Source organism: Kocuria rhizosphaericola, assembly GCF_044462205.1.
Classification (GTDB): Bacteria; Actinomycetota; Actinomycetes; order Actinomycetales; family Micrococcaceae; genus Kocuria; species Kocuria rhizosphaericola.
In genome coordinates this window covers 1-17045 of record NZ_JBISWK010000158.1, presented here as the reverse complement: position 1 = coordinate 17045, position 17045 = coordinate 1, and the positions used below count along the sequence as shown (strand labels likewise).

Below are 17045 nucleotides of genomic sequence, written 5' to 3'. Positions count from 1 at the left end.
GCCGTGCCGGGACGGGACCGGGAGGGGTCAGGTGGTGCGGACGTAGTCGTCGCTGCCGAAGCCCTGGTCGTTCTCGTCGATCTCCGGGGTGCGCCGCAGGTGGAGCACGGCGGCGATGAAGCCGCCCCACACCGTGCACACGGCGACGACGAGCATGATGATGGCGGGAGTGGTCATCGGGGGTCCTCCTGGGATCCGGTGGTGCTGGACGTGGCGCCCGAGCTCCAGGGCGCCTGGCCGGTCCCCTCGGCGGGGACGTCCGCGTGCCGGCCCGTGGACCCGGCCGTGCCCTCGGCGAGGGACCGGTAGGAGAAGTCCTGGTCGAGGGCCGGGGTGCGCAGGGCGGTGTCCGACCAGCGCGAGAGCGGCTGGCCGCCCTGCAGCCGGCGCCGGTCCACGGACGCGTCGACGATGGCCGGTGACGGGCTCAGGTCAGAGGCCGCCGAACCGGCCGGCCACGGCAGCCGGGAGAGCAGCAGCGCGACGACGACGATGGCGAGGGCCGTGCCCCAGCCGAACGTGTTGACGAACCACGCGGGCATGTCGCCGTAGCCGTCCGACAGGGTGGTGGTGAGCGTGTTGATGAGGATGTAGCCCAGCATGATCGGGGTGATCCCGCCGACCACGACCATCCAGGTGCGGCCCAGCTTGAAGGAGGACACCGAGTTCAGGTGGTCCCGCAGCGTGGGCAGGGCGGAGAAGCCGGCCGTGAGCAGCATGATGGACACGAGGGCCGCGGCGACGATGCCGAACTGGTTCACGAAGTTGTCCGTGACGTCCAGCAGGTTCAGCCCCGTGGTGGTGGTGAACAGGGACAGGGAGATCAGCGCCATGGGCACCACGACGGCCACCACGGCGGTGCGCCGGCGCAGGCCGAGCTTGTCCTGGGCCGCCGCCACGACGACCTCGACGATCGACACGAGCGACGTGAAGCCGGCGAAGGTGAGGGTCGCGAAGAAGAGCACGCCGAGGAGCGTGCCGAGCGGCGCCTGGGAGATGATCGTCGGGAACGCGATGAACGCCAGGCCGATGCCCGAGGTGGCGACCTCGTCCACGCCCACGCCGGAGACCCCAGCCATGAAGCCCAGCGCGGCGAAGACGCCGATGCCGGCGAGGATCTCGAAGCTGGAGTTGCCGAAGCCGACCACGAGCCCCGAGCCGGTGAGGTTCGTCTTCGGCTTGAGGTAGGACGAGTAGGTGATCATGATGCCGAAGCCGACCGAGAGCGAGAAGAAGATCTGGCCGTAGGCGGCGACCCACACGGCGCTGTCGGTGAGGGCCGCCCAGTTCGGCGTGAAGAAGGCGTTGAGACCGTCGGTGGCCCCCGGCAGCGTCAGGGCGATGACCACGATCGTGAGGAACATCAGGACCAGCAGCGGGATGAGCACGAGGTTCACCCGGCCGATGCCCTTCTGCACGCCCAGCAGGAGCACCACGAGCAGCGCGATCCAGGCGACCGCCGTGACGGCCAGCACGTTCGGGACGAAGTCGAGACCCACGGTGATCTCCTCGGAGCTCTGCAGGACCTCCGAGAGGAAGAACGTCCCGGGGTCGTCGCCCCAGGCCTTGCCGAACGAGAAGTACGTGTACAGCATCGCCCAGCCGAGGATGACGGCGTAGTAGACGGCGATCACGAAGCTGATGCCCATCTGCCACCAGCCGATCCACTCGGTCTTGGGGTGCAGGCGGCGGTAGGCCAGGGGCGCCGAGGCGCGGAAGCGGTGGCCGATGCCGTACTCGAGCATCAGCAGCGGCAGACCGGCGGTGAGCAGCGCGACGAGGTACGGGATGAGGAACGCCCCGCCGCCGTTCTCGTAGGCGATGTAGGGGAAGCGCCAGATGTTGCCGAGACCGACGGCGGAACCGATCGCGGCCAGGATGAAGACCGTGCGGCTGGAGAACGCCTCGCGGGGCGCGGCGGCACGGCCTGGTGGGGACTGTGGGGTCATGGTCGTCCTCGGGTGCGGGAAGTGGTCTGCGGACGGCTACAGGCTAGCCCGTGGCGGCGCGGGAACCACATCCGGCGCGGCAGGCCGGGCACGTCGTCGCGGGCCGGCTCAGGCCTCGCGGTGGACGACGGCGTGCGCGAACGCCACGAGCGCCCGCTTGGCCACCGTGTCCGGCAGCGGCTCGAGCGACGCGATGGCCTCGTCGGCCCACTGCCGGGCGATCCGCCACGCCTCCTGGGTGGCGCGGTGGCCCGAGACCGCGGCCACGGCCCGGGCCAGCGCCTCGTCCGAGGTGAGGTCGGAGTCGAGGTGCTCGAGGGCGCGCACCGCGTCGGCGTCGCCCTCCCCCGCCATCCGGTGCAGGATGAGCACGGGCAGGGTGGGCACGCCCTCGCGGAGATCGGTGCCGGGCGACTTTCCGGAGACCTCGTCCTCGCCGGTCACGTCGATCACGTCGTCGGCGAGCTGGAAGGCGATGCCGACCTTCTCCCCGTACTCGACCATGACGTCCACGACGTCCTGCTCGGCCCCGGCCAGGACGGCCCCGAAGTGCCCGCACGCGGCGATGAGGGAACCGGTCTTGCCCGACAGGACGTCGAGGTAGTGCTCCAGCGGGTCCTGCCCGTCGCGCGGGCCGACCGTCTCGTGCAGCTGGCCGAGCACCAGCCGCTCGAACGTGTCCGCCTGGATCTTGAGGGCGCGCTGGCCGAGCTCGGAGACCATCGACGAGGCGCGGGCGAAGATGAGGTCGCCGGTGAGGATGGCCACCGAGTTGCCCCACACGGTCTGGGCGGTCGCGACGCCGCGGCGCAGCGGCGCGGAGTCCATGACGTCGTCGTGGTAGAGGGTGGCCAGGTGGGTGAGCTCGACGACGGCCGCGGACTCGAGGACGGCGTCGTTGATGCCACCGCCGATCTCACCGGCCAGCACGGTCAGCAGGGGCCGCACGCGCTTGCCGCCGGCCTGGAGCAGGTGGCGGGAGGTGACGTCGGCCAGGTGGTCGGCGCTGCGCACCGCCTCGTCCAGCCGTTCCTCGATCCGGGCGAGCGACCGCAACACGACCGGGCCCAGCCGGTCGTCGGACGCGATGAGGTCGAAGCCGGCGGGCAGCTTCACCTGATCGGTGCCGAGGCCCGTGGCAGGGCCGTCGGCGCTCGAGGAGGAGGTTTCAGTCACGGTCCACCACTCTAGCGAGTTTTCGGGGGGCGGGTGTTGCCGGTCGCGGGCGTGAGGGCGTCCAGGAGGGAGACCACGCGGTCCTCCCACGTGGCGGCGGGACGGTCGGAGAGCTCCGTCATGACCCGGACCACGAAGCGCATCAGAGCGGGCACGGCCATGCCGGTGCGCACGGCGGCCTTCATCACGGCGGGGCTGCCGATGAGCTGGGCCAGGACCCGGCCCTGCGTGAAGTGGGCGCCCCACTCCTGCCGGACCCGGTCGGGATAGCCCGCGAGCACGAGCTCCCGCTGGGCGGGACCGTTGGCGGCCGCGGCCGCCACGACGTGCTCGGCGGCGTAGCGGGCGGACTCCATGGCGTTGGAGATGCCCTCCCCGTTGAACGGGGAGACGAGCCCCGCGGCGTCGCCCAGCAGGAGCATCCCCGGCACGTGGTGCGGCGTGCGGTTGAAGGCCATCGGCAGGGCCGCGCCGAGAACGCGGCCGCGGCGGTGCTCCTCGTCGAACGTCCACTCGGCGGGCATGGACGCGGTCCAGTCGGCGAGCACCTTCCGGTAGTCCAGGGTCCCGAACGCCGGGGAGCTGTCCAGGATCCCGAGCCCCACGTTGGCCGTGCCGTCGCCGACGCCGAAGACCCAGCCGTAGCCCGGCAGCAGCGCCCGGTCCGGATCCGTCCCGTCGGTGAGCTCGAGCCAGCCCTCCATCCAGTCCAGGTCCGAGCGCGGGGACTCGTAGTAGGCGCGCACCGCGACCCCCATCGGCCGGTCGTCCCGCTTGTGCAGCCCGGCGGACACCGCGGTGCGGGAGGAGTTGCCGTCGGCGGCGAGCACGACGTCGGCGCGGTGCTCCTCGGTCTCGCCGGTGCGCCGCCCGGCGGCGTCGAGGACGTTCGCGCGGGCGCCGACGACCCGGCCGGCGCCGTCGCGCAGCACCTCGGTCACGGCCCGGCGCTCGAGCACCCGGGCCCCGGCACCGCGGGCGTGCCCCACCAGCTGCTCGTCGAAGCCCAGGCGGGTGCGCACGAGCCCGTAAGGCGGGAAGTCGCTCAGCTCGGGCCACGGCACCTCCACGCTGCGCTCGCGGGCCACGAGCCGCAGCCCCCGGTTGCGGGCGTAGCCGAGCTCGGGCCCGTGCGGGACGCCCATGAGCCGCATCTCGCGGACCGCGCGCGGGGTCAGACCGTCGCCGCAGACCTTCTCCCGCGGGAACGCGGTCTTCTCCAGGACGGTGACCTCGATCCCGTGCGCCGCGAGCCAGTACCCCGCCGTGGCGCCGGCCGGCCCGCCCCCGAGGACGAGGGCCCTCATCGGGCGGCGGCGTCCGCGGCGGGCTTGACGGCCCGGTGCACGGCCACGATGCCGCCGGTGAGGTTGCGGTACTGCACGCCGGTCCAGCCGGTCGCGAGGATCTCGGCGGCGAGGTCCTCCTGGTCCGGCCACGCCGCGATGGACTCGGCGAGGTACCGGTAGGCCTCCGGGTTGGACGCCGCGCGCGCGGCGATCCCGGGCAGGGCCTTCATGAGGTACTCCGTGTAGACGGTGCGCAGCGGGGCCGCAGTGGGGGTCGAGAACTCGCAGATCACGAGCCGGCCGCCCGGGCGGGTGACCCGCAGCATCTCGGCGAGCGCGCGGCGGTAGTCCTGGATGTTGCGCAGTCCGAAGGAGATGGTCACGGCGTCGAAGGAGGCGTCCGCGAACGGCAGACGCGTGGCGTCCGCCTGGACGAACTCGATGTCCGGGCGGCGGGCGCGGCCCACCTCGAGCATTCCGAGCGAGAGGTCCGCGGCCACGACGTCCACGCCCGCGTCCGCGTACGGCTCGGACGAGGTCCCGGTCCCGGCGGCGAGGTCGAGGACCCTCTCCCCCGGAACGGCGCCGACGGCCTCCGCGACGACCTTGCGCCATCCGCGGGTCCGCCCCAGCGAGAGGATGTCGTTGACGAGGTCGTACCGGGGCGCCACGTCGTCGAACATGGCGGAGACTTCGTGCGGCTGCTTGGACAGGTCTGCTCGGTTCACCCGGACATTGTCGCACCTCGCTCCGACGTCCCCGCCCGGGCACCGCTCCCCGGACCCCCTTCCTCCGGGGCCCGTCCCGCGCCGGTCGGGCCTGGGGCTGTCCGGCGGGCGGCTTAGACTGGTGGGCGATGTCCTCCACCGACCCCGCAGCCGACCCCGCCGCCGTCCCGCCGGTCCCCGTGCTGCACGCCCTCACGGTGCCGCTGTCCGCGCTCGGTGCGGACCCCGCGGCCGTCCCGGACCTGCGGGAGCTGCTGGCCGGGCCGGACCTGCTCACCTGGACGGTGGACGGGCGCGGCCTCGTGGCCTGGGGCCGGGCCGCCGAGCACACGGTGCGCGGCGCCGACCGGTTCACGGCGGCGCGCGTGTGGTGGGACGACGTGGCCGCCGCCGCCGTGGTCGAGGACCGCGTGGGAGTGCCCGGGACCGGGCTCGCCGCCTTCGGCGCATTTACGTTCGCGACCGGCTCCGCCGTGGACTCCGGGCTCGTGGTCCCGGAGCTGCTGGTGGGCCGCCGGGACGACGTCGCGTGGGCGAGCCTCGTGGTGTCCGTGGCCCCCGGGGCCCCCTTCGTGCTGAGCACCGACGACGTCGCCGCCGCCTGGCTGCGCCGGGTCGGCTCGGCCCCCGGCCGCGCACCCGCCGGCGACGGTCGGCCCGCGGCGCCCGCCGTGGTCCGGCTGTCCTCCGGCACGCTGGGCGAGCACGAGTGGACGGAGGCCGTGCGCGACGGCGTGGAGCGCATCCGCGACGGCCGGATGGAGAAGCTGGTCCTGGCCCGGGACGTCGTGGCCCGGACGGACGCCCCGCTCGACGCCGTGGCCGTGGTCCGGGACCTCGCCCGGCGCTACGAGCAGTGCTGGACGTACTGCGTGGGCTTCGGCGGGGACCCCGCGGGTGCGGGCCGGCTGATGGGGGCCACCCCCGAGATGCTGGTGCGGGTGCTCGACGGCGTCGCCCACGCCCGCGTGCTCGCGGGCACCCTGGACCGGGACGCCGCGCCCCCGGGCGAGGACCCGCACGAGTACGCCGCGCGGGTGCTCGGCGAGTCGGAGAAGCAGCAGCACGAGCACGGGTTCGCGATCGACTCCCTGGAGGCGTCGCTGGCCCCCTACACCGACGCCGTCACGACCTCCCCGGAGCCGTTCATCCTGGAGCTGCCCAACGTGTGGCACCTCGCCTCGGACGTCACCGCCGCGCTGCGGCCGGGCCCGGCCGGGGACCCGCCGTCCTCCCTCGAGCTCGCCGAGGCCCTGCACCCCACCGCCGCCGTCTGCGGGACGCCCACGGCCGTGGCCGCCGCCACGATCCCGGAGCTGGAGCAGATGGACCGGGGGCTGTACGCGGGCCCCGTCGGCTGGCTCGACGCGGCCGGCAACGGGGACTGGGGCATCGCCCTGCGCGGGGCCGTGCAGGAGGACGAGCGCACCGTGCGGCTCTACGCGGGGTGCGGCATCGTGGCCGCCTCCGATCCGGAGGCCGAGCTGGCGGAGACCTGGGCGAAGCTGCGCCCCATGCTCCAGGCCCTGGGGCAGCGGGCCGCCGGGGCGCCGGAGCGCCTCGTACCCGCCCCGGGGCTGTCCGCCGGCTGAGCCGCCACGGGGATCGCACCGTATCCTGGTCCCCGAACGCGGTCGGGGTCACCACCCCGCAGGGCCGGCTCCGCACCCGGCCCGACCGCGCCGACGACCACTGCTCCCACCGGAGGAATCCCGCATGCCCTGTCCGACGACCCGCCCGCCCCGCGCGCACGCCCTGGCGGCGCTGTCCGCGATGGCCGCCCTGGCCCTGACCGCCTGCACGTCCGGGAGCCCCTCCGGGGACGCCGCGGACGGCGGCGGGGACACCGCCGGGGCTACCGCGTCCCCGGCCGTGGCCCTGGTGGAACCCGGTTTCCTCACCGTCTGCTCGGAGTCCAACTACCCGCCGTTCGAGATGGAGGAGGGCGGCGAGATGGTCGGCCTCGACATGGACCTCGGCCGGGAGATCGCGAAGGACCTCGGCGTGGAGATGAAGAACGTCACGCTCGGCTTCGAGTCGATCGAGTCCGGCACGGCCCTCGAGACCGACCAGTGCGACGTGGCGATCTCCGCCCTGTCCGTCACCGCGGAGCGGCAGACCGTGATGGACTTCTCCGACCCCTACTTCGACAACGAGGTCGGCCTCGTGACCGACGGCGAGGACGGGGTCGGCTCGATCGACGCCGCCCGCGAGGAGCAGGTGCGGGTCGGGGTCATGCAGGGCACGGTCGGCGAGACCCAGGCCCAGGAGCTCGGCCTGAACACCGTCCAGTTCGAGGACGCGACCACGCTGTTCACCGGGCTCAGCACCGGCCGCGTGGACGCGGTGCTCGACGACGTCACCGCGATCGCCCAGCACGCCCAGGACGACCCGGACTTCGTGGTGCAGGAGACCGCGGACCTCGACGACCAGCTCGGCGTGGCCGTGACGAAGGGCGACGAGCAGATGCTCCGGGCGGTCGACACCACCCTGGACCGCATCGAGGAGGACGGCACGCTCGAGCAGATCGTCGAGACGTGGCTCCCCGTCCAGGAGAACTGACCCGGGGGCCGGCGCCCCGCACCCGGGGCACCGGCCCCGCCCCCTTTCTGCCCGTACCACCCAGAACGGACCCACCCATGGCCATGACCATGCACCAGAGAGCACGTCTCTCCCGCGGCGTCCAGTACGCCGTCCTGATCCTCGTCGTCCTCGCGCTGATCGCGATCGCGGACTGGCCGCTGCTGGTCGAGAAGGTGTTCAACCCGGAGATCGCGGCCCAGCAGTTCCCCGGCATTCTCGTCGTCGCGCTGAAGAACACGCTCATCTACACGTTCCTCGGCTTCGTGGTCGGCCTCACCGGCGGTGTGGTGCTCGCGCTCATGAAGCTCTCGTCCGTGGCGCCCTACCGGTGGCTGGCCACGCTCTACATCGAGTTCTTCCGCGGCGTCCCCGCCCTGCTGGTCTTCCTCGCCTTCGGCTACGGCATCCCGCTGGCCTTCGGCTTCCGCTTCAACCACTACGTCACGGTCATGATCGCCCTGGGCCTCGTGGCCGCCGCCTACATCGCGGAGTCCCTGCGGGCCGGCCTGCAGGCCGTGCCGAAGGGCCAGTACGAGGCCGCGCGCTCCCTGGGCATGTCCCATGCGCGGGCGATGGTCACGATCGTCATCCCGCAGGCCCTGCGGATCGTGCTGCCGCCGCTGACCAACGAGGTGATCCTGCTGACCAAGGACTCCTCGCTGGTCTACCTGCTGGGCATGGGGGTGGGCCAGTACGAGCTCACCAAGTACGGCCGCGAGGCCATCTCGGGGGCCGGGGCGGGCCTGACCCCCCTGGTGGTGGCAGGTGTCTGCTACCTCATCATCACGGTGCCCCTGGGCATCCTGACCCGCCGCTTCGAGTCCAAGACCGACCGCATGAAGAAGTCCTAGGAGCCTGACTGTGAGCACTGCATCCTCCCCCACTCCCCGGCCCGGGCCCGGCAGCGCCGACGGCCTCACGGACGCGGCCTCCGTCGTCGTCGAGGGCCTGCACAAGTCCTACGGCTCCCTCGAGGTCCTCAAGGGCATCTCCCTCAGCGTCGGGGCCGGCCAGGTGGTCTGCCTCATCGGCCCCTCCGGCTCCGGCAAGTCCACCCTGCTGCGCTGCGTCAACCTGCTCGAGACCCCGCAGCAGGGCCGGATCACGATCGGTGACTTCGAGGTCACCGACCCCGAGGCCGACGTCGACCGGATGCGCCGGCACGTGGGCATGGTCTTCCAGCAGTTCAACCTGTTCCCCCACCTGAGCGTGCTCGAGAACTGCACCGTGGCCCAGCTCAAGGTGCTCAAGCGGGACAAGGACGAGGCCACGCGGATCGCCCGCGGCAACCTGGAGCGCGTGGGCCTGGCCGAGAAGGCGGACAGCTACCCCGACCAGCTCTCCGGCGGGCAGCAGCAGCGCGTGGCCATCGCCCGGGCGCTCTCGATGGACCCGTCGCTCATGCTCTTCGACGAGCCGACCTCCGCCCTGGACCCCGAGACGGTGGGCGACGTGCTGGCCATCATGCGCAACCTCGCCGCCGAGGGCATGACGATGCTCGTGGTCACGCACGAGATGGAGTTCGCCCGCAGCGTCGCCGACAAGGTCGTGTTCATGGACGGCGGCGTGGTCGTCGAGGAGGGCCCCGCCGCGGAGCTGATCGGCAGTCCGCGGGAACCCCGCACCCAGGCGTTCCTCTCCCGCGTGCTCAACCCCACCCAGGTGCAGTCGCCGGAGCACTGAGGCAGCGCGGAGCGGGCCCGTCGTCCCCGGACGACGGGCCCGGACTCATACTTGCCGCAGCTCTTTTCGACTCCATCAATATCCCGAAGCACTAAATACCCCCCTGGCGGATCCCTAGGTCTTTGCCTCATATGACCCGCGTCACAGCTCTGTCAGGCTGGATGCAACCAGGGGACCCACTGCCGGCTTCCCCTCCTTCCTGCCTTGTCCACGCGCTGCCCAGAGAGGTTCCGGGGAACATGACCCAACCACACATCGACATCGCGGAGAATCCGCAGCTCGAGCACAGGACCGCCCGCTTCGTGGCGTTCGTCATCTGCCTCGCCCTGCTCTTCGACGGCTACGACCTCGTCATCTACGGCGTGGTCCTGCCGGGCCTGCTCGCCGATCCCACGCAGATCGGCAACCTGGAGCCGGCCGTCGCCGGCCTGGTGGGCTCCTACGCCCTGATCGGCGTGCTCATCGGCTCGCTCGTCTGCGGGGCCATCGGCGACTTCTTCGGCCGCCGCCGACTGCTGATCACCGGTGTCGCCTGGTTCTCGGTCGGCATGTTCGTCACCGCGCTGACCACCAGCGTGCTCGCCTTCGGCGCGATGCGCTTCCTCACGGGCATCGGCCTCGGCCTCGTGATCGCCACCGCCGGCGCCACCATGGCGGAGTTCGCCCCCGGCGGACGCCGGCAGTTCTTCAACGGCATCGTCTACTCCGGCATCCCCGCGGGCGGCGTGTTCGCCGCCGTCATGGGCATCGCCTTCCTCACCGACATCGGCTGGCGCGGGCTGTTCATGATCGGCGCCCTCCCCCTCGTCCTGCTCGTCCCGCTCATGATCTGGAAGCTCCCCGAGTCCCCGCGCTGGCTGCTCGCCCGCGGCAAGACCGAGCGGGCCGAGGCCGTCGCCCTCCGGACCGGCGTCCCGCTGATCGAGGAGCAGGTCATCCGGAAGGCCGGCGCCGCTCCGCGCAAGACCGGCTACGCGGCCGTGTTCTCCAAGCAGTTCGCCCTGGCCTCGATCCTGCTCGGCTTCATGTCCTTCTGCGGTCTGCTGCTCACCTACGGGCTCAACACCTGGCTCGCGGTCATCATGAGCGGCTACGGCCACAGCCTCAGCCCGCTGTACTTCGTCCTCGTGCTCAACGGGTCCGCGCTGGTCGGCGGTCTCCTGGCCTCCCGCCTCGCCGACCGCACGGGTCCGCAGCGGATGATCGCCACCACGTTCGCGCTGGCTGCGATCGCCCTGATCCTGATGACGTTCACCTTCCCGCTGCCGCTGCTGCTCGTCTTCATCGGCGTGGCCGGCGTGGGCACCATCGGCACCCAGATCCTGGTCTACGGGTTCCAGTCCAACTACTACACCACCAACGCCCGGGCCGCCGGCGTGGCCTTCTGCGCGAGCATGGGCCGGTTCGGCGGGATCTTCGGCCCGATCATCGGCGGCTGGCTCGCCGCGGCGGGCTTCGACGGGCCCCAGGCGTTCTACGTGTTCGCCGGCGTGGCCCTGCTCGGTGCGGTGGTCACCCTCGTGGTGCCCCACCAGCGCAAGCTGGAGGAGGCCGAGCACCAGGTCGAGGAGATCGCCGCGCACCACCACCCGCAGGTCTCCACCACGGACGGTGCCACCACCACCCGCGGCTGATCCTCCGCGGAACCACGGACGGGCCCCGTTCCCCCTTCAGGGGGGACGGGGCCCGTCCGCGTCCCCGGACCGGCCGTGCCGGGATCCGCGAGGCCTCCTCAGTGCTCGCCGGCACTGTGCCCGGCGGCCCGGGCGACGGCCTGAGCGGCGGCTGCCCGGATCCGGGCGTGGAGGTCCCGCAGGCCGTGCCGGTCCACCGCGACCTCCAGGAGCGAGCGCCCCCGCACGGGTGCGGCGAGCGCCTGCTCGAGCTCGGCGATGCTGCCCGCACGGCGGTGGGCCACGCCGTAGCCGGCGCACAGCGCGTCGAGACGGGCCTCGTGCGGGGTGCCGAAGAACCGCTCCACGACCGCCCGGTACTCCTCCTGCTCCCCCACCGCGCCGTGCTCGAGGGTCGTGAAAATCCCCCCGCCGCCGTCGTTGAGGACCACCAGCTGCAGGTCCGGCTCGCGCTCGCCCGGGCCCAGCAGCAGGGACGAGACGTCGTGCAGGAACGTCAGGTCGCCCAGGAGGACGCGGACCGGGCGGCCGACGCCCAGCGCCGCGCCGGTGGCGGTGGCCACCGTTCCGTCGATCCCGGCGAGCCCGCGGTTGGCGAGCACGAGCGGGGACCCGGGACCGGGCCGGGCGGCGAGGTCCAGATCGCGCACCGGGTTGGAGGAGCCCGCCACCAGCACGGCCCCGTCCCGCCGGCAGGCCTCCCACACGGCCGCGGCCACGGCCGGCCCCGTGGTCCGCCCCGGCGTCCCGTCGCGGAGCAGCCGCGCGACGGCGTCGTCCGCGGCGGCGCCCGCCTCCCGCCAGGTCTCCGCCCATCCGGGCGCGCCGCGGCCGGTGAAGGCGGCCGCCTCGGCCCAGCTCGCGAGCACCCGCTCGCGGCGCCGCCCGGGCTCGTACCAGGCCACGGGTGCCGGACGCACGGCCGCGGTGGCCACGTCCTCCCGGGCCAGCAGGACCCCGACCGGGCGGGAGAGCGTGGGCCGTCCCACCAGGAGGACGCGCTCGATCCGCCGGCCCAGCGGGGAGTCCAGCAGCAGCCGGTAGGCCCCCACGGCGTGCGGGCCCCACCGCGCGTTCGAGGAGGGCTCCGCGAGCAGCGGCAGCCCGCACGCCTCGGCGAAGCGGGCCGCGTCGGTCCCGGCGCCGTCCCCGGCGACGACGACGGAGCGCGCCGTCCCCGCGTCCGGCTGCGGGGCGCGGACGGGCCCGGCCGCGACCGCGGCGGGGCCCGGGTCCGGGTCCGGCCGCGAGCCCACCCGCGAGGCCAGCCGTCCCGCCCGGGCGGCGAGCACCGGACCGTCCTCCGGCGCGGGGTGCAGCGGCTCGCGCAGGGCCACGTTGAGCTGGACCGGTCCGGCCGGCCGGGGTCCGTCCGGTCCTCGGCCGGCGAGGGCTGCGAGGACCCCGGCGAGGCGGACCGGCACGTCGTCGTCCGGGAGGAGGTCCACGGCGGCGCGCACGTGGTCGCCGAAGATCCCCGGCTGACGGGTGGTCTGGTTGGCGCCGGTGCCCCGCAGCTCCGGCGGGCGGTCGGCGGAGAGCACGACGAGGGGCACCTCGGCGTGGTCGGCCTCCAGCACCGCGGGCAGCAGGTTGCCCACGGCCGTGCCCGAGGTGGTGAGCACCCCGGCCGGGCGGCCCGTGGCCCGGGCGATGCCGAGGGCGGTGAACGCCGCGCCCCGCTCGTCCACCCGGACGTGCACCTCGAGGGCTCCGGCGGCCTGGGCGGCGGCCGCGGCGTAGGCCAGCGGTGCGGACCGGGAGCCGGGGGCGACGACGAGGTGCCGCATCCCGGCGACGACGAGCTCCTCCAGGACGGTGCGGGCGGTGTCGAGGGACGGTGTGGTCACAGGAGACCAGGGTAGTCCGGGAACGCACCGGTCCCCGGCCCGCTGCTCGGCGGGCCGGGGACCGGGCGGCTCCGGACGCCTCCGGAACCAGGACTCAGTAGGAGCGGGACGCGGTTCTCGCCGCCGCCTTCGTCTCCGGAGTGGCCTTGCCCCGGTAGCCGCGGTATCGCGGCCCGCGCACACCGTTCTTGCGGTGCTTGCCCTGGTTGCGGCCCTGACCCGGCCGGTCGGAGATCGCCCCGGGGAACTCGGGCTCCGTGCCGCGGCGAACGGGGAAGACCTGCGCCACGGAGGGGCGCGACAGGGACCACTCCCCCTCGCCCTGGCGGGTCTGCACGACGTAGTCCGGGAAGTAGGAGCGGGGCTCCTCGAAGGAGCCGTCCTCGCCCGGGTGCTGCACGGCCACGTAGACCATGCGCTCGCGGTCGTGGATCACGGGCCCGCAGGTCTCGGCGTCCTGCGGCACGGCGAGGAACTGCTCGACGTTGCCGCGCTCGCTCCCGGCCAGGCCCACCCTGAACAGGCCGTCGTTGTAGCCGATGGTCCCCGGCTGGCCGTCCGTGGAGATCCAGAGGCTGCCCTCCGAGTCGAACGCGAGGTTGTCCGGGCAGGAGATCGGGGAGACCTTGTCCACCGGGTAGCCGGAGAAGTAGGTGGAGGCGTTCTTCGCCGGGTCGCCGGCGACGAGCAGGATGTTCCAGTCGAACTCCGTGGCGTCGGCCCGGTGGTTCCGCTCGGTGAGCTCGACGACGTGGCCGTCGCGGTTCTGGGTGCGCGGGTTGGCCTCGTCCGGGCCGGCCTTGCCCGGAGTGCCGCGGTCGGTGTTGTTGGTCAGCGCCACGTAGACCTTGCCCGTGTGCGGGGAGGGCTCGACGTCCTCCGGGCGGTCCATCTTGGTGGCGCCGGCCCGGTCCGCGGCCAGGCGGGTGAACACCAGGACCTCCTCGACGGACATGCCGTCCACGGCCGACTCCCCGCCCACGACCAGGGGCAGCCACTTGCCCGAGCCGTCGAACGCGCCGTCGGAGGGCAGCCGGCCGGAGCCGTCGATCTCGGCCACGGTGTCCCCGGTGAACTGCGCGACGTACAGGTCGCCCTCGGTGAGCAGCATCATGTTGTGGGCGCGCTCGCCCTCGCGGTACTTCTTCGCGGAGACGAACTTGTAGAGGTAGTCGAAGCGCTCGTCGTCTCCGGAGTAGGCCACCACGGTCCCGTCCTCGGCCACGCGCACGTTGGCGCCCTCGTGCTTGAAGCGGCCCAGGGCGGTGTGCTTGACGGGGGTGGAAGCCGGGTCCTGGGGGTCGATCTCCACGATCCAGCCGAAGCGGTGCGGCTCGTTCTCGTAGCCCGGCAGGGAGGAGTCGAAGCGGGGGTCGACCTCGTGCCAGCGGCGGCTCGGGGCCTCCGCGGAGATCCCGTAGCGCTGCTGCTCCGGGGAGCCGTTGCCCTTGAAGTACTGGTTGAAGTTCTCCTCGCCGGACAGGACAGTGCCCCACGGGGTGGTGCCGCCGGCACAGTTGTTCTGCGTGCCGAGGACCACGGTGCCGGTCGGGTCGTCCGTGGTCCTGAGCAGCTCGGAGCCCGCGGCCGGACCGTCCACGGCGAAGGGGGTGCTCAGGGTGATCCGCCGGTTGCGGGCCCCTCCGCGCACGTAGGACCAGGGCCGGCCGGGGCCGGTGCGGGCGATCTCGACCACCGACATGCCGTGGGCGGCCATGGCCACCCGGGCCACGCGCTGGAGGTCGTCCAGCTGCTCGGCCGGGAACATCAGCTTCTCGTTGGTGTACTCGTGGTTGTTCACGAGCACTCCGCTGCGCCCGCCGCGGTCCTGGATGATGTCGAGGTAGTCGCTGTTGTATCCGAACTGGCCCGCCTGGGACTCGGGGGTCTGCCGGAGGGGGTCGAACTCCGCGGAGTCGGCGAACAGGGGGTCGCCCCAGCGGATGATCGGGGACCAGTCGAAGCCCTCGGGGACCGTGAGGTCGTCCACGGTGTTCGGCACGGGGGCGATCGGGGCGAAGGAGAGCCCGGAGCGGCCGTGGGCCTGCGCGGCCTCCGGAGTCGCACCGACGACACCGACGGTCACGGCCGCCGCGGCGCCCAGTCCCAGGGCCGAGCGGCGGGTCAGGGCCGCGCCCGCGATGTCGCGGAAGTAGCCGTTGCCGGAGGTGTTGCACTCCGGGCCGGCGCAGGCGCTGCCGCACTTGAGCCAGCACGTCACGGGGCTGCGCTTGCCGCGGGTGTGGCCCAGCAGGGGCAGGACGGTGCGCTTGGCGGTCTCGGTCATGGCTCTCCCAGGAGATCGGGCCCGCGGCGGACCGCGGTCGGGGAACGGGTGCTCCGCCACTGCACCACCGCCCGGTGAGGTGCCGGGGGCGGCCGGGCGAACCGCGGGTGAACGGGCCGTGACCGGCCGGGGACGGACCCGCTCCCGGCCGGCACGCACGTCCCGTGCGTGTTCACGGGAAGAAACAATGCCCCGACCGATTCCACGGTCGCCGCGCGTCTGGGATGCTCGTGCCGTCAGGCCGTCCCATCCGTCCAGCGCCCCGGACCGTGACCGGGAACCCCGGAAGACCCCCCTCCTTTCGCGCCACCCCCACGGGCCGTGCCGCCGCGCCGGGGGCACCGGTCCGGACACCGTCGAGGGAGGCGCGGAATGCACACGGACACAGAGGCGGGACCACTGGCTCCCCAGGACCACGGGCGACCCGGCCCGCACGAGCACGGCGCGCGCGGACACCGGCGCACGGCCGTGGACTGCCTGCACATCCACCGCGCCTGGGACCTGCGCCCGGGGGACTGCCTGCACGGACGCGTCATCACCTCCGTCCACGGGGTGGTGGGGCTCGCCTGCAGCCCCGTGGCCGTCTTCTCCTTCACGGGCGACGACCCCGAGCACACGGCCCAGACCCGGATCGGCGCCGCCCACCCCGACATGGAGCTCGGCTGCGACGACGTCTGGCGCGCCGCCCGGGCGTGGGTCCGCCGCCACGGGCTGCACGAGGGCGAGCCCGTGGACCTGGAACGGCTCCGGGCCGAGGTCCTGGGGGACGTCGCTCAGGGCTGAGGCGCGGCTCCCGCCAGGACGTGCACGCGGCGCAGCCGTTCCAGCCACCACCGGCGCCGGTCCGCGGTCACCGCGTGGCGCGCCAGCAGCGCGGGGTCCGGGACCGCGTCCCGCAGCTCGAGCATCCCGCCCACCGGCCGCAACGGCTCGCGCAGGACGTCCGACCGCATGAGGGACACGGTCCCGAGCCCGCAGGCGTACGGGAGCTGGGGCAGGGCGGCGGCGAGCGCGAGACCCGCCCGGATGCCCACCGAGGAGTCCAGGGCGGAGCTGACCACCGCCGGCAGCCCCGCCTGGGCGACGACGTCCAGGGCGCGGCGCACCCCGCCGAGCGGGGCCGCCTTGACCACGAGCAGGTCGGCGGCGCCCGCCCGTGCCACCGCGAGGGGGTCGCTCTCCTTGCGCACGGACTCGTCCGCGGCCACCAGGACCGGCACGCCCCGGTCGGCGAGCCCTTCCCGGACGGCCGCGAGGCCCTCGATCGTGGGCACGGGCTGCTCCGCGTACGCGAGTCCGTGCCGCCCGAGCCGCTCCAGGGCCGCGAGCGCCGTGGGCACGTCCCAGCCGCCGTTGGCGTCGACCCGCAGCTCGGCCTCCGGCAGCAGGGCCCGCACGGCCGCGACCCGGGCGTCGTCGTCCTCCGGGCCCTGGCCGCGCTCGGCGACCTTGATCTTGACGGCGCGCACACCGCCGCCGAACCCGGCGAGCACGTCCGGGACACGGACCGCCGGCACGGCGGGCACGGTCGCGTTGACGGGGATGCGCGTGCGCCGGGGCGCCGGGAAGCCGTGCCACGCGGCGTCGGCGGCGGCGCGGAGCCAGGCGCCGGCCTCGGCGTCCCCGTACTCGGGGAACGGGCCGAACTCCCCCCATCCCGCGGGGCCGCGCAGGAGCAGCGTCTCGCGCACGTCGACGCCGCGGAAGCGCACGCGCATCGGCAGGGCGACGACGTGCGCCTCGGTGAGCAGGTCGTCGAGCGGGGGCAGGGCCACAGCGGGGAGCATGCCTCCCAGCCTAGGGGGGAGCCTCTCAGCGTGCTCCGATGCGTGCGTGGAATGATGAGGGCTCCGCGGGTGCCGGCAC

At 73.7% G+C, this 17045-nt stretch carries 14 protein-coding genes; 6 read left to right on the top strand and 8 right to left on the bottom strand.

Features of this window, described 5'->3' with window-relative positions; all coding sequences use genetic code 11:
- Positions 1-27: 27 nt before the first annotated feature.
- The 5 genes from ACH9D2_RS16115 to ACH9D2_RS16095 all read right to left on the bottom strand — a co-directional run bounded on the left by ACH9D2_RS16115 (position 28) and on the right by ACH9D2_RS16095 (position 5142).
- The gene (locus tag ACH9D2_RS16115) at positions 28-177 is read right to left on the bottom strand and encodes a methionine/alanine import family NSS transporter small subunit (RefSeq protein WP_380215330.1); all 150 of its coding nucleotides are present in this window, start codon (positions 175-177) and stop codon (positions 28-30) included.
- Positions 174-1949: a sodium-dependent transporter gene (locus tag ACH9D2_RS16110; RefSeq protein ID WP_396363834.1), complete on the bottom strand. Its 1776-nt coding sequence runs from the start codon at positions 1947-1949 to the stop codon at positions 174-176. The genes ACH9D2_RS16115 and ACH9D2_RS16110 overlap by 4 nt, the downstream gene beginning before the upstream one ends.
- Positions 1950-2057: 108 nt before the next feature.
- The gene (locus ACH9D2_RS16105; protein WP_396363832.1) at positions 2058-3125 is read right to left on the bottom strand and encodes a polyprenyl synthetase family protein; all 1068 of its coding nucleotides are present in this window, start codon (positions 3123-3125) and stop codon (positions 2058-2060) included.
- A gap of 11 nt (positions 3126-3136) precedes the next feature.
- Positions 3137-4432 (bottom strand): geranylgeranyl reductase family protein, encoded by a 1296-nt coding sequence (locus ACH9D2_RS16100; protein WP_396363831.1) that lies wholly within the window; start codon positions 4430-4432, stop codon positions 3137-3139.
- Positions 4429-5142 (bottom strand): demethylmenaquinone methyltransferase, encoded by a 714-nt coding sequence (locus tag ACH9D2_RS16095; RefSeq protein ID WP_396363830.1) that lies wholly within the window; start codon positions 5140-5142, stop codon positions 4429-4431. The genes ACH9D2_RS16100 and ACH9D2_RS16095 overlap by 4 nt, the downstream gene beginning before the upstream one ends.
- Before the next feature lie 128 nt (positions 5143-5270).
- On the opposite strand from ACH9D2_RS16095, the gene ACH9D2_RS16090 reads away from it, so the two are divergent.
- The 5 genes from ACH9D2_RS16090 (at position 5271) to ACH9D2_RS16070 (ending at position 11042) form a co-directional block, all read left to right on the top strand.
- Positions 5271-6734, top strand: coding sequence for an isochorismate synthase (locus ACH9D2_RS16090; RefSeq protein ID WP_396363829.1), 1464 nt, complete (start codon positions 5271-5273; stop codon positions 6732-6734).
- Positions 6735-6858: 124 nt separating this feature from the next.
- On the top strand, positions 6859-7704 hold the full coding sequence (locus ACH9D2_RS16085) for an ABC transporter substrate-binding protein (RefSeq protein WP_396363828.1): 846 nt from the start codon (positions 6859-6861) through the stop codon (positions 7702-7704).
- 77 nt (positions 7705-7781) lie between these two features.
- Positions 7782-8576, top strand: coding sequence for an ABC transporter permease subunit (locus ACH9D2_RS16080; protein WP_396363827.1), 795 nt, complete (start codon positions 7782-7784; stop codon positions 8574-8576).
- A 10-nt stretch (positions 8577-8586) separates the two neighbouring features.
- Entirely contained in the window at positions 8587-9408 is an 822-nt protein-coding gene (locus tag ACH9D2_RS16075) for an amino acid ABC transporter ATP-binding protein (protein ID WP_396363826.1), read from the top strand.
- A 239-nt stretch (positions 9409-9647) separates the two neighbouring features.
- Positions 9648-11042: an MFS transporter gene (locus ACH9D2_RS16070; protein ID WP_396363825.1), complete on the top strand. Its 1395-nt coding sequence runs from the start codon at positions 9648-9650 to the stop codon at positions 11040-11042.
- 98 nt (positions 11043-11140) lie between these two features.
- Here ACH9D2_RS16070 and menD read toward each other — a convergent pair whose 3' ends face one another.
- Both menD and ACH9D2_RS16060 read right to left on the bottom strand, forming a co-directional pair.
- Positions 11141-12892 (bottom strand): 2-succinyl-5-enolpyruvyl-6-hydroxy-3-cyclohexene-1-carboxylic-acid synthase, encoded by a 1752-nt coding sequence (gene menD, locus ACH9D2_RS16065; protein ID WP_396363824.1) that lies wholly within the window; start codon positions 12890-12892, stop codon positions 11141-11143.
- A gap of 94 nt (positions 12893-12986) precedes the next feature.
- Entirely contained in the window at positions 12987-15179 is a 2193-nt protein-coding gene (locus ACH9D2_RS16060; protein WP_396363823.1) for an alkaline phosphatase PhoX, read from the bottom strand.
- A gap of 372 nt (positions 15180-15551) precedes the next feature.
- On the opposite strand from ACH9D2_RS16060, the gene ACH9D2_RS16055 reads away from it, so the two are divergent.
- Positions 15552-15962, top strand: a complete 411-nt coding sequence (locus ACH9D2_RS16055) for a hypothetical protein (protein WP_396363822.1) — start codon at positions 15552-15554, stop codon at positions 15960-15962.
- Here the strand turns inward: ACH9D2_RS16055 and ACH9D2_RS16050 are convergent.
- The gene (locus tag ACH9D2_RS16050; RefSeq protein WP_396363821.1) at positions 15953-16966 is read right to left on the bottom strand and encodes an o-succinylbenzoate synthase; all 1014 of its coding nucleotides are present in this window, start codon (positions 16964-16966) and stop codon (positions 15953-15955) included. The genes ACH9D2_RS16055 and ACH9D2_RS16050 overlap by 10 nt on opposite strands.
- Positions 16967-17045 lie beyond the last annotated feature (79 nt).